Origin of the sequence: Pseudomonas piscis, from assembly GCF_009380155.1 — a bacterium.
Lineage (GTDB): Bacteria > Pseudomonadota > Gammaproteobacteria > Pseudomonadales > Pseudomonadaceae > Aquipseudomonas > Aquipseudomonas piscis.
In genome coordinates, this window is record NZ_WHUV01000005.1 from 495,477 (window position 1) to 507,812 (window position 12,336).

General features: G+C 66.9%; 14 protein-coding genes. 11 read left to right on the forward strand and 3 right to left on the reverse strand.

The window, feature by feature from the left end; translation table 11 throughout:
* The first annotated feature begins 100 nt into the window (after window positions 1-100).
* From GDH07_RS27020 to codA, 9 genes are all read left to right on the forward strand, one after another.
* Complete coding sequence (locus tag GDH07_RS27020; RefSeq protein WP_022639768.1) at window positions 101-1,180, forward strand: patatin-like phospholipase domain-containing protein; 1,080 nt, start codon at window positions 101-103, stop codon at window positions 1,178-1,180.
* A gap of 126 nt (window positions 1,181-1,306) precedes the next feature.
* The gene (gene queD / locus GDH07_RS27025; RefSeq protein WP_022639769.1) at window positions 1,307-1,663 is read left to right on the forward strand and encodes a 6-carboxytetrahydropterin synthase QueD; all 357 of its coding nucleotides are present in this window, start codon (window positions 1,307-1,309) and stop codon (window positions 1,661-1,663) included.
* A 78-nt stretch (window positions 1,664-1,741) separates the two neighbouring features.
* Window positions 1,742-2,206 (forward strand): GNAT family N-acetyltransferase, encoded by a 465-nt coding sequence (locus GDH07_RS27030; RefSeq protein WP_103326047.1) that lies wholly within the window; start codon window positions 1,742-1,744, stop codon window positions 2,204-2,206.
* 17 nt (window positions 2,207-2,223) lie between these two features.
* Window positions 2,224-2,727: a nucleoside 2-deoxyribosyltransferase gene (locus GDH07_RS27035; protein ID WP_085600061.1), complete on the forward strand. Its 504-nt coding sequence runs from the start codon at window positions 2,224-2,226 to the stop codon at window positions 2,725-2,727.
* A gap of 60 nt (window positions 2,728-2,787) precedes the next feature.
* The gene (locus GDH07_RS27040; RefSeq protein ID WP_152899437.1) at window positions 2,788-3,411 is read left to right on the forward strand and encodes an NUDIX hydrolase; all 624 of its coding nucleotides are present in this window, start codon (window positions 2,788-2,790) and stop codon (window positions 3,409-3,411) included.
* Between the two features lie 82 nt (window positions 3,412-3,493).
* A complete protein-coding gene (locus GDH07_RS27045; RefSeq protein WP_022639773.1) occupies window positions 3,494-3,868 on the forward strand; it encodes a hypothetical protein in 375 nt (124 codons plus the stop codon).
* The gene (locus GDH07_RS27050) at window positions 3,865-4,062 is read left to right on the forward strand and encodes a helix-turn-helix transcriptional regulator (protein ID WP_022639774.1); all 198 of its coding nucleotides are present in this window, start codon (window positions 3,865-3,867) and stop codon (window positions 4,060-4,062) included. Before GDH07_RS27045 ends, GDH07_RS27050 begins: the two co-directional genes overlap by 4 nt.
* 194 nt (window positions 4,063-4,256) lie before the next feature.
* Complete coding sequence (gene codB, locus GDH07_RS27055) at window positions 4,257-5,525, forward strand: cytosine permease (RefSeq protein ID WP_152899438.1); 1,269 nt, start codon at window positions 4,257-4,259, stop codon at window positions 5,523-5,525.
* Between the two features lie 138 nt (window positions 5,526-5,663).
* Window positions 5,664-6,920 (forward strand): cytosine deaminase, encoded by a 1,257-nt coding sequence (codA, locus tag GDH07_RS27060; RefSeq protein WP_053137352.1) that lies wholly within the window; start codon window positions 5,664-5,666, stop codon window positions 6,918-6,920.
* Window positions 6,921-7,090: 170 nt separating this feature from the next.
* On the opposite strand, the gene GDH07_RS27065 is transcribed toward codA, so the two are convergent.
* Both GDH07_RS27065 and GDH07_RS27070 read right to left on the reverse strand, forming a co-directional pair.
* Window positions 7,091-8,086, reverse strand: coding sequence for a diaminopimelate epimerase (locus GDH07_RS27065; protein WP_053137349.1), 996 nt, complete (start codon window positions 8,084-8,086; stop codon window positions 7,091-7,093).
* A 68-nt stretch (window positions 8,087-8,154) separates the two neighbouring features.
* Window positions 8,155-9,153, reverse strand: coding sequence for a cyclase family protein (locus GDH07_RS27070; RefSeq protein ID WP_022639779.1), 999 nt, complete (start codon window positions 9,151-9,153; stop codon window positions 8,155-8,157).
* Between the two features lie 99 nt (window positions 9,154-9,252).
* On the opposite strand from GDH07_RS27070, the gene GDH07_RS27075 reads away from it, so the two are divergent.
* Window positions 9,253-10,143 carry a LysR family transcriptional regulator gene (locus tag GDH07_RS27075; protein ID WP_152899439.1) on the forward strand — a complete coding sequence of 297 codons (891 nt, stop codon included), beginning with the start codon at window positions 9,253-9,255 and terminating at the stop codon, window positions 10,141-10,143.
* Between the two features lie 3 nt (window positions 10,144-10,146).
* Here the strand turns inward: GDH07_RS27075 and GDH07_RS27080 are convergent, their stop codons facing one another.
* Window positions 10,147-10,614 (reverse strand): Lrp/AsnC family transcriptional regulator, encoded by a 468-nt coding sequence (locus GDH07_RS27080; protein WP_022639782.1) that lies wholly within the window; start codon window positions 10,612-10,614, stop codon window positions 10,147-10,149.
* Window positions 10,615-11,147: 533 nt separating this feature from the next.
* Here GDH07_RS27080 and GDH07_RS27085 point away from each other — a divergent pair.
* Window positions 11,148-12,299: an MFS transporter gene (locus GDH07_RS27085; RefSeq protein WP_022639783.1), complete on the forward strand. Its 1,152-nt coding sequence runs from the start codon at window positions 11,148-11,150 to the stop codon at window positions 12,297-12,299.
* Window positions 12,300-12,336: the final 37 nt, after the last annotated feature.

Genomic DNA, 12,336 nt, shown 5'->3' on the forward strand with positions numbered 1-12,336 from the left:
ATTGAAGCTGAATCTGCCGCAGCGCCCTGACAGAACTTTCATTCGGCCCCCACGGGCAGGGTTCTCTATACTCGGCGACTGATTCGACAACGAGCCCGGTATGACCGCCATCCACATCAAGTTCGCCGCCCTGACCCTCAAGGCCGGCCCGCGCGCCTTGGCGCGCATCCGCCGCCAGGGCCTGCACGCCGGTGAAGTCGGCACCTTGCCCGGCGCTGCCGGCGGTCCCAAGGCCCTGGGCATCCAGGGCCTGGACCTGGCGCTGTTCGGCGAATGGTTGCCTGGAGTACCCCGCGAACGTTCGCTGATCGGCGCCTCGGTGGGTTCCTGGCGGTTCGCCAGCGCCTGCCTGCCCGATGCCGCCGCAGGCATCCGCCGCCTGGGCCAGTTGTACAACGCCCAGAGCTTCGCCAAGGGCGTGACCATGGCGCAGATCAGCCAGAGCTCGCGGCAGATGCTCGACGACCTGCTCGAAGGCCGCGATGCCAGCATCCTCGACAATCCCCACTACCGACTGAACATCATGGTGGTCAAGAGCCACGGCCTGCTCGCCGATGACCATCGCGGGCGCCTGGGCCTGGGCTTGTCCTCGGTGATCGCCGACAACCTGCGCGGCCGCGCGCGGCTGTCACGGCACTTCGAGCGCCTGGTGCTGCACGACCCGCGCCTGGCCCCGCCGCTGCATGCCCTGGAAGACTTCCCCTCGCGCTTCGTCCCCTTGGATCGCGGCAACCTGCGCCAGGCGCTGCTGGCCTCGGGCTCGATCCCCATGGTCATGCAGGGCGTGCGCGAGCTGCCCGGCGCCGGTGCCGGTACCTTCCGCGACGGCGGCCTGCTGGACTACCACCTGGACCTGCCCTACAGCGGCAGCGACATCGTGCTCTATCCACACTTCACCGACCGGGTGATCCCCGGCTGGTTCGACAAGACCCTGCCCTGGCGCCGGGCCAGCCCCGAGCGCCTTCGCGATGTCCTGCTGCTGGCGCCATCGCGGGAATACCTGGCGCGCCTGCCCTACGGCAAGCTGCCGGACCGCAACGACTTCAAGCGCTTCATGGGCGACGACGCCAGCCGGCAGAAATACTGGCGCAGCGCCATGGATGAAAGCCGGCGCCTGGGCGACGAGTTCCTCGAACTGGCCAGCCAGGGTCGCCTGGGCGAGCGCCTGCAGAGCCTCTGATACCCGGCATCGCTGCGGCAAAACCCTTTGATCAGGGTTTTTCCGTAACCGGGGGCAAGCTGATAAACTCGCCGACTGCCTCAATTCGCCCCAGGGCGATGCCATCCGACAGAGCTGACCGATACCGTGGAAATCTTCAAAGAATTTACCTTCGAATCCGCCCACCGCCTGCCTTTCGTGCCTGAAGGCCACAAGTGCGGCCGCCTCCATGGCCACTCGTTCAAGGTGGCGATCCACTTGAGCGGCGAGGTCGATCCGCATACCGGCTGGATTCGCGACTTCTCGGAAATCAAGGCCATCTTCAAGCCGCTGTACGAGCGCCTGGACCACAACTACCTGAACGATATCCCGGGCCTGGAAAATCCCACCAGCGAAGTCCTCGCCAAGTGGATCTGGAACGAGCTCAAGCCCCTGCTGCCGGAACTCAGCGCGATCCGCATCCACGAGACCTGCACCAGCGGTTGCATCTATCGCGGCGAATGAGCCGACCTGAAACCACCCCACGGGGTGGTTTTTTCATGCCTATGCTTGCCCCACTCCCGCCTCCCGAGCATTCGCGCCATGCCCTCGACCCCACCACCGACCATCCGCCCCGCCGCGCCACCTGACCTGGCCGCCATCGAACGCATCGCCAAGAACGCCTATGCGCCCTATATCGCGCGGCTCGGCCGGGAACCGGCGCCCATGCTCGAGGACTATTCCTGCCTGGTACTGGCCCGGCAGGTCTGGGTCCTGGAGGAGCAAGATGCGATCGCCGGCTTCGTCGTCCTGCTCGATGCCCAGGAAGCCCTGCTGCTGGACAACCTGGCGGTCAGCCCCGAGGCCCAGGGCCGTGGTCATGGCCGCCAGCTGCTGGCCTTTGCCGAACGACAGGCCCTGGCCGCCGGTCACAGTTGCGTGCGCCTCTACACCAACCAGGCGATGACCGAGAACATCGCCCTGTACGGCCGCCATGGCTACGTGGAAACCCACCGCGCGGTGGAGAACGGTCTGCACCGGGTGTACATGAGCAAACCGCTGGACTGAACCGCACAGGAGTTCCCATGCCGCCACGTATCTACCTCGCAGGCTTCGATGTGTTCCGCGCCGATGCGCAGGACCATGGCGAGTACCTCAAGCGGCTGTGCCAGGCCCAGGGCCTGCACGGGCTGTTTCCCCTGGACCACCAGGCACCGCCAGAGCTGTCGCCGGCGGCCACCGCGCAATGGATCTGCCGGCAGAACCTGCAGATGATCCGCGACTGCACGGCGCTGCTGGCCAACCTCAACGATTTTCGCGGCCTGGAGCCCGACTCCGGCACCGCCTTCGAAGTCGGCGCGGCCATCGCCCTGGGCAAGCCGGTGTGGGCCTACTTCAGCGGTCCCGCCACCCTGCGCCAGCAAGTACCCCACGACGCCTGCGGCCGGGATGCCCAGGGCCTGCTGGTGGAGGACTTCGAGCTGCCGCGCAACCTGATGCTGGCCTGCACCTGGAGCGGCCTGAGCACCACGGTGCAGTCCGCGATCAGCGAACTCGGGCAATGGCTGGCGCGTACAACCCCGGCTTGATCCCTGGGCCATGACGGTCTAAAACAACTCTCTTCGCCTTGAAGTCGCAGGAGCCCTCCCATGGAAAGCAGCTGGCTGACCCACGCCAAACGCCTGCAGGCCATCGCCTCCACCGGCCTGCATTTCTGCAAGGATGCCCACGATCGCGAGCGCTACCGGGAAGTCGCCGATATCGCCCACCAGATGCTCGCGCAGCTGGGCAACGTACCGTTGGAACGCATCACCGAACTGGTATCGGACTTCGCCCAGCGCTATTCGACGCCCATGGTGGAAGTGCGCGGCGCACTGATCGAGGACCACAAGATCCTCCTGGTACGGGAGATGACCGACGGCCTCTGGGCCTTGCCCGGCGGCTTTGCCGACGTCGGCCTGTCGGCCAGCGAGAACGTGATCAAGGAAATCCACGAAGAGGCCGGGATCGAGGTGGCCGTACGCGGCCTGTACAGCATCCGGCACAAGGCCAAGGGCCCCTACAAGGCCGACCATCGCGATTTCTACAAGCTGTATTTCCTCTGCGACCGGCAACAGCGCCTGGCGCCGGTGGCCGGTAGCGAGGCCAGCGAGGCCGGCTTCTTTGCCCTGGACCAACTGCCGCCGCTATCCCAGGGGCGCACCGTGGAGCGGGACATCCACGAAGCGTTCGACTTCCACCAGGGCAGGACCGCGCGGGTGCAATTCGACTGAGCACCAGCCGATGTAAAGTGAGCTTGACACTGGCATGTCGCTCCACCTAATGTAAAGCTCACTTTACATCAGGAGATCGCCCATGGGCGCCAAGCGTTACCTCGTGGAATTCACCTTGACCCTGTTGGCCTATATCGCCTGCGTGGTGCTCAGCAGCCATTGGCTGGAAGGCATGGCATCGGGCCCGGGCAAGATCGCCCTGGCCCTGGTACCGGTAGTGCCGATGATCGCCATGGCCCTGGCGGTGGTCCGGCAGTTGCGGCGCCTGGACGAAATGGTCCGGCGCGTCCAGCTCGAGGCCCTGGCCTTGTCCTTCGTCTGCACCGCGCTGATCACCTTCAGCTACGGCTTCCTGGAGACCGTCGGCCTGCCCAGGTTGTCGATGTTCTACGTGTGGCCGCTGATGGGCCTGATCTGGGCCCTGGCCACGGTGGTCGGCATGCGGCGCTACCAATGAACAACCAGGTACGCGAACTGCGCACCCGGCAAGGCTGGTCCCAGGCCGAGCTGGCCACCCGGCTCGAGGTGTCGCGCCAGACGGTGAACGCCATCGAGACCGGCCGCTACGACCCCAGCCTGCCCCTGGCCTTCAAGATCGCGCGGGCTTTCCAGATGCCCATCGAAGATATTTTCAGCCCGGACCCGGACTGACCTCTATCGGTGCGCCCTGGCCTGTTGCGCCGGGCTGCGCACCGTTTTACCCCAGCGTGCTTCAACGTCTTTACCCGGGGATTGGCTATAACTGCTGGAGCGCCCCGGCTCCAGCGGCGGCGTCCAGCCATGGCCGTCGAGAATGGCACGGCACCTGCAACACCACGTCGCGCCAATCAAACCAGGGACAGGCCATGACCCAGCACGCACCCGGCAACGACTACCCCTTGAGCGAAGTCCCGCAGCATGCCCGCAAGGGCCTGGCCTCGATGGCCATGGTGCTGCTGGGCTTCACCTTCTTCACCGCGACCATGTTCGCCGGCGGCAAGCTGGGCGTGGCCTACGACTTCCCCACCCTCTTGGCGGTGATCGTCCTCGGCAACCTGCTGCTGGGGCTGTACGCCGCGATCCTGGGCTACATCGCCTTCAGCAGCGGGCTCAACTCGGCCTTGATGGGGCGCTTCTGCTTCGGCGAGCGAGGCAGCAAGCTCAGCGACCTGATCCTGGGCTTCACCCAGATCGGCTGGTATGCCTGGGGCACCGCCACCGCCGCCGTGGTACTGGGCAAGTACTTCCAGCTCGACCAGGGCGCGGTGCTGGGGTTGATGCTGCTGTTCGGCATGGGCTTTTGCGCCACCGCCTACATCGGTTATCGCGGGCTGGAGCTTTTGTCCTGGATCGCGGTCCCGGCCATGGGCCTGCTGCTGGTGCTCTCGATGTGGACCGCCACCGAGCAGGTCGGCGGGCTCGACGGCCTGCTGGCACGGCAACCCAGCGGCGCGCTGGACCTGTCTACCGCCATCACCCTGGTGTTCGGCACCTTCGTCAGCGGCGCGACCCAGGCCACCAACTGGAGCCGTTTTTCCCGTTCGGCACAGGTAGCGATAGCAGCCAGCCTGATCGGCTTCTTCATCGGCAACGGCCTGATGGTGCTGATCGGCGCCTACGGCGCCATCGTCTACCAACAACCGGACGTGGTCGAAGTCCTGCTGCTGCAAGGATTCGCCATGGCCGCCATGGCCATGCTCCTGCTGAATATCTGGAGCACCCAGGACAACACCATCTACAACTTCGCCGTGGCCGGCTGCAACCTGCTGCGCACCGACCGGCGCAAGAGCGTGACCCTGGTGGGCGCAGTGATCGGCACCCTGCTGGCGATGCTCGGCATGTACGACCTGCTGGTGCCCTACCTGATCCTGCTGGGCACGGTGATCCCGCCGATTGGCGGAGTGATCATGGCCGACTTCTTCTATCGCTGGCGCGGTCGCTACCCGCGCCTGGCCCAGAGCCAGCTGCCGGCCTGGAACTGGCCGGGCCTGGGCGCCTACGGCCTCGGCACCCTGGCCGCGTTCTGCTCGCCGTGGGTCGCGCCGCTGGTGGGCATCGGTGTCGCCAGCCTGGGCTACGTCCTGTTCAGGACGCTCCTGGGCGGGCGCGCGCCGATCGCCGCCGACACGGCTTGACCCGACAGCCACCCAGCGCTGTTGTCTATCCGCTGCGCCGCAGGTCTATCATGGCCCCATCCAGAACATGACCGCCGGACCAGGGCCAGGGCCCGGATCCGGCGGCAACCTTTCCGACCGCCCCGAGGAACCACCCCGATGCTGATCACCAACGCCCGCCTGCGCCACCGTGAAGGCCTGCACCAACTGCACCTGGAACACGGGCGCATCGCCCGCATCCTGCCCCAGGAACAGCAGCCCCCGGTGCCGGCCCACGGCCCGGAGCACCTGGATGCCGGCGGCAACCTGGTGGTACCGCCTTTCGTCGAGCCACATATCCACCTGGACGCCACCCTCACCGCCGGCGAGCCACGCTGGAACATGAGCGGCACGCTGTTCGAGGGCATCGAGTGCTGGGGTGAGCGCAAGGCCAGCATCACCGCCGAAGACACCCGTACTCGCGCCCACAAGACCCTGCGCGCCCTGGCCGCCCATGGCATCCAGCAGGTGCGTACCCATGTCGATGTCACCGACCCCGACCTGACCGCGCTCAAGGCCATGCTCGAGGTGCGCGAACAGGCCCGGCACCTGGTGGACTTGCAGATCGTCGCTTTCCCCCAAGAGGGGATCGAGTCGTTTCGCAATGGCCGCCAACTGATGGAGCAAGCCATTGCCCTGGGGGCCGACGTGGTGGGCGGCATCCCGCATTTCGAATACACCCGCGACCAGGGCGTGAGCTCGGTGAAGTTCCTCATGGACCTGGCCGAACGCACCGGCTGCCTGGTAGACGTGCATTGCGACGAGACCGATGACCCGCACTCGCGCTTTCTCGAGGTACTGGCCGAGGAAGCTCGCAGCCGCGACATGGGCTCGCGGGTCACCGCCAGCCACACCACGGCCATGGGCTCCTACGACAACGCCTACTGCGCCAAGCTGTTCCGCCTGCTGGGGCATTCCGGGATCAGCTTCGTCTCCTGCCCGACCGAAAGCATCCACCTGCAGGGCCGCTTCGATACCTTTCCCAAGCGCCGCGGGGTCACCCGGGTCAAGGAGCTGCTGGATGCGGGCATGAACGTCTGCTTCGGCCAGGATTCCATCGTCGATCCCTGGTATCCCCTGGGCAACGGCAACATCCTGCGGGTGCTGGAAGCCGGTTTGCACATCTGCCACATGCTCGGCTACAGCAACCTGCAAGGCGCCCTGGACCTGGTCACCGACAACAGCGCCAAGGCCCTGGCCCTGGGCGATGGCTACGGCCTGGAGGAGGGACGCCCGGCGAACCTGCTGATCCTGTCCGCCGACAGCGACTACGAAATGCTCCGCAGCCAGGGCCTGCCGCTGTATTCGATCCGCCACGGCAAGGTGCTGATGCAACGCCAGATGGCCCAGGTGCAGTTGCAGGACACCCCGCTGTAACTCCAGCACCTGGTGTCACGGCCACAGCCTCGCCATATAGCCGCTGCCGCAGGCTGCGCACGGCTCGGCACGAGCCGCAAGGCCGGCATCCATGGCCTGCCTGATGCACCGCGTCGCCCATCTTCACGGCCGCTGCGCGCCCGGGCGCAACCTCGCCAGCTCGGCAGCGGCTACAGGGGCATGCGCTGGGCGGTGCCGAACAGGCTCACGCGATGCAGGACTCCGTCGCGCTCCTCCAGGCGCAGCGGCGCGGTGCCGCCCGGCATCACCACCTGGACCTCGCCGGCCTTGACCCAACCCACCCGCCAGGCGGCGCAGGCCACGGCACTGGCACTGGTGCCGGAGGACGCCGTCGGCCCCTCGCCCCGCTCGAACACCCGGGCCACGATGCGTTGCCCCGATTCGCGCGCCGCCCATTGCAGGTTGACCCCGGCCGGGCACGGCTCGCCACTGCCCACCGGCAAGGCGAAGGCAGTGGCGGTCAGGCCCTCGGCCAAGGGCGACTCAAGCATCTGCCGGTTGTCCGGCAAGGCGCCAGCCTCATCCACCAGGGTCACGCAATGGGGATTGCCGACCCGCACGAACTGGCTGTATTCCCATTGCGGGTTCAAGGCCTGCAACGGGCTGACCTGGCTCAGTTGGCGTCCATTGAACGTCACCGCCTCGACGCCCAGGGCCGCCACCGCCTCGGGACCGAACGCCGGTTGCCCGAGATCCAGCCAGAAGCCCTGCACACCCGCCACCTGGGCTGGTTCCACGACCGTGGTCACTGGCGAAAGGCCGGCGCCCTGGTCGTGATGGACCTGCAACACAGTCTGCCCCGGGTCCGGCAGCAACCCTTGCTCGGTGAGGGCCTGGGAGAAGATCGTCAGGCCGTTGCCGCTGCGCTCGGCCAGGGTGCCGTCGGTGTTGACGATCAGCAGATCGAACGGCGCCGCCTCCTGGAACGGCCCCACCAGCAGGCCATCGCTGCGGTGGGCCTTGGCTCCGGCCGGGCGGCTGCCCGGCGCCCAGTCGCACAAGGCGGCGATGGCCTGCTCGGCCCATAGCCGTCGATCCCGCGCCGCCTGGGCCGCAGTGCCCGGCAGGGCCACCCCCAGGCGCCGCAACGCCGCCGGCGAGACCACGCCATAGATATTGCCCCGTGCATCGTAGAACGCCGCCATCGCCCCATCCCCGAAAAAAACCAGCCGCTGACATTACGACCAATGCCGCGGCTGTACCAGAGGATCGATCAGCGAATCGGCAGGGCCATCGGCCGGATCGGCGCCGCATCGGCCCCCCGCAGCTTGAGCGAGGCACCGATGAAGGCGAACTGGTAGACCTTGTCCCGGGCCAGGCCCTCGAGATTCACCAACTCCATGATCGGCGCGCCCTGCATCGCCAGCAGGTAGGTGTGCAGTGGCAGATAGTTGCCCTCGACCTCGGACGGGAAGGTCTCGAAGCTCAGGTTGTCGGCCCCCACCACCATGGCACCGCCCTCTTCCACCAGGAACTTGGCGGCATCCAGGCTCAGGCCCGGCGGGTTGGCCATGTACACCTGGGCATTCTCGTAGTCACGCATGCGCCCGGTGCGGATCAACACCACATCGCCCTTCTCCAGGGCCACCTTCTGCTTGGCCAGGGCCTGCTTGAGATCGGCGCGGGTCACCCGGTAGCTGTCGGCCAACTGGTCCAGGCCCTTGGCTGCGGCGACGTCGATCATCACCCCGCGGGCAATGATCGGTGGCAGCTTCTCGGCCCCGGTGACGTTCCAGCCCCGGTCGCCCAGGTGTTGGTCGGCGCGGAAGCCGTTCCAGATCTTGCCGTTGAGCCCGAAGTGGTTGAGGGCGTCGATATGGGTGCCCATGTGAGCGTACATCGACACCGCCGAACCGCTGTAGCTGACGTGCTGGTTCATCGGCTCGCCGACCTGCATCGGGTCGGCGATCACATTGCCGTGGGGGGTGTGGGTCATCCACATCTGGTACGGCGGATCACCGGCGGCCTGCCAGCTGGGCATGCCGACGAAGTAGTCCACCGCCAGGTCGTAGGCCTGCTCGCCGCTGACCCGGGACATGATCGCCGCTCGCGATTCGGGGGTGATCAGGTTCAGGCGGCCGATCTCGTCCTTCGGCCCCCAGGGGCTGATGCCCACGTCTGGCTGCTGCGCGGTGGCGGCGCTGCAAGCGGCGCTGACGAGCGACAGGGCGAGGACCCCGGGAAGGATTTTCGACATTGCGCGGATACCCATGACAACACTCCTTTGAAATAGAAGTGGCCATGGTATTGGGCGGCTATTCAGAGATAATCAGCCGATTAGTGAATAGATATTCAACTCAAGGGAAACAATATGGATGTACTGATGGCCATGCGCACCTTTCGCCGGGTGGTGGAACGCGCCAGTTTCAGCCTCGCCGCCGCCGACCTCGGGCAGTCCACCGCCGCGGTGAGCAAGCAGGTCCGGCAGCTGGAAGAGCGCCTGGGCAGCTTGTTGATCCTGCGTACCACCCGGCGCATGAGCCTTTCGGAAGCCGGGCAAAGCTACTTCACCGAGTGCTGCCACCTGCTGGACGAACTGGACGCCCTGGAACGCGCCACCCAGGCCGGATCGAGCGAGCCCGGCGGGCGCCTGCGGGTCAACGCGCCGCTGTCGTTCGGACTCAAGGTGCTGTCGCCGATCCTGGTGGCCTTCATGCAGCGCTATCCGCAACTGCAAGTGGACCTGACCCTCAACGATCAGGTGCTGGATGTGGTGGGCGAGGGTTTCGACGTGTCGCTGCGGATCCGCCGCCAACTGGAAGACTCATCGCTGATCGCCCGCCACCTGGGCCAGGTCGAGCAGGTGATCTGCGTTGCGCCGGCCTACCTCCAGGCCCAGGGCGCGCCGGTGGGCATCGCCGACCTGCACCGGCATCGCTGGCTGGCCTATCGCCTGGCCGAGCACCCCGGGCGCTGGCAACTGGAAGGTCCCGAAGGGCAAACCCGGCTGGAGCTGCCAGTGCACTTCGCGGTGGACAACAGCCTGATGCTGGCCGACATGCTGGTGGCCGGCCTGGGCATCGGCGCCCTGCCCGACTTCGTCGCCCAACCGCTGCTCGACAGCGGCCAGTTGCAGCGGCTGTTGCCGGAACAAAGCCTGCCCAGCCGGCACATCTATGCCCTGTATCCCAGCCAGAGGCACCTGTCGCAGAAGGTCCGGGTATTCGTCGACTTCCTGGTCCAGGCCCTGCAGCAAGGCTGAGTCTCAGGCGGTGGGGACTTCCAGCCCGACCTTGACCCGGTTCATCGCCACCAGGGTCTTGAAGCGCTTGACGTTGGCGTTGTCGAAGAACAGCTCGCGGGTCAGCTGGTTGTACTGGGCCATGCTGCGCACGCAGAAGATCAGCACGAAATCGCACTCGCCGGCCACGTAGTAGCACTGCTGGACCTGGGGACAGGCCTGGAAGCTGCGCTTGAGCGCATCGAGCTGGTCGACCCGCTCACTCTCCACCTCCACCTCGACGATGATGCTCAGCTCATGGCCCAGGGCATCCGGGGCGACCACCGCCGTATAGCGTTCGATCACCCCTTCCTCGGCCAGGCGCTTGAGGCGCCGGTTGACCGCTGCGGTGGACAGGTTGACCCGCAACCCCAGTTCGCTCTGCGCGGTGCTGGCATCGCGCTGCAGCTCGGCGAGCAGCTTGAGGTCGTAGGCGTCGAGGCTGGTGGTCATGATGGGGCTCCGGGTACGGCAGGCATGGGTGGAATGATATTGCGCGACGGCGCGCGATTATGCGTAACCGACGCCCGGCCTGCGCAAGTTTATTCCGGCCCTGCGAGCTGGTTCGGTGGCAGCTTCAAGCACTTGCCGGCTCCTGCTCTGCGTCCGGAGGAAGGGTTGCCCGGACAGCACGGCACCTGTTCCACACCCCTGGGCTGATCGACCGCGACGCTCATCGCGAGCAGGACTGGCCTGGTGATTTCTGCAACCTTGGCTCGCCAGATTTGTCACAATCCCCGACTCGGCCGCATGGGGTGCCCTGCGCTACCTGGCGGCCGGCAACGAACGGCTCGACCGCAGGCGGCCGGCTAATCCGCCGCCGTGGGCGGTTCAGGCAACCACCCCATGGCCGGCCCTGGATGTCCGTTCGCCCATGCTCCTGATCAATATTGAAGACGCCACCGACACCGCCCCCACCAGTACAGGGTCGGCGAAACGGCACGATCGGCGGCCCCCCGCACGATGCCCGGCCAGCAAGGATTTTTATGACTGCCAGCAACACCCACTTCCAGGCCACCCCCGGCCGCCTCGAACAGATGTCCACCCGCGTGGCTTATTTCATCGCCGGGTTCGGCATCGCCGCCTGGGCTCCGCTGGTGCCCTACGCCAAGAGCCGGGCCGGACTCGACGAAGGCACCCTGGGCCTGTTGCTGTTGTGCCTGGGCGTGGGCTCGATCCTGGCGATGCCCATCGCCGGCGCACTGGCCGCGCGCCATGGTTGCCGGCGGGTGATGGCCGCCGGCACCTTGCTGATCTGCATTGCCCTGCCCTTGCTGGCGATCCTGGCGTCGGCGCCGTCGCTGATGTTCGCCCTGTTCATGTTCGGCGCCGGGCTCGGCACCGTGGACTCCACGGTCAACCTGCAAGCGGTGATCGTCGAACGAGCCAGCGGCAAGACCATGATGTCGGGGTTCCACGGCATGTTCAGCCTCGGCGGGATCGTCGGCGCCGCCGGCGTCAGCGCCTTGCTGGGCCTGGGCCTGTCGCCCCTGGGAGCGACCCTGGTGGCGGTGGTGCTGATGCTGCTGGCCCTGGCCAAGTCCGCGCCGCACATGCTGCCCTACGGCAGCCAGAGCTCGGGGCCAGCCTTTGCCGTGCCCCACGGCGTGGTGCTGTTCATCGGGTGCCTGTGCTTCGTGGTGTTCCTGGCCGAAGGCGCGGTGCTGGACTGGAGTGCGGTGTTCCTCACCGCCGAGCGCGGCCTGGACACCGCCTACGCCGGCCTGGGTTATGCGGCCTTCGCCCTGACCATGACCGCCGGGCGCCTGACTGGCGATGCCATCGTCCATCGCCTGGGCGCCCGTCGGGTGATCTTCATCGGTGGTGCCACCGCGGCGGCCGGCATGCTGCTGGCCACTCTGGCCCCGGCCTGGGAAGCGGCGCTGCTGGGGTACGCCCTGGTGGGCGCCGGCTGCTCGAACATAGTGCCGGTGCTGTACACCGCGGTGGGCAAGCAGAAGGTCATGCCCGAGGCCATCGCCGTCCCGGCCATCACCACCCTGGGTTACGCCGGCATCCTCGCCGGGCCGGCGGTGATCGGCTTCATCGCCCATGGCAGCAGCCTGAGCGCGGCCTTCGGCCTGATCGCCGCGGCGCTCTTGGCAGTGGCCGCCAGCAGCAAGGTGCTCAAGGTCTGAGCCCCCGGCCATCTAGCCGCTGCTGAGCCTGCGAAGC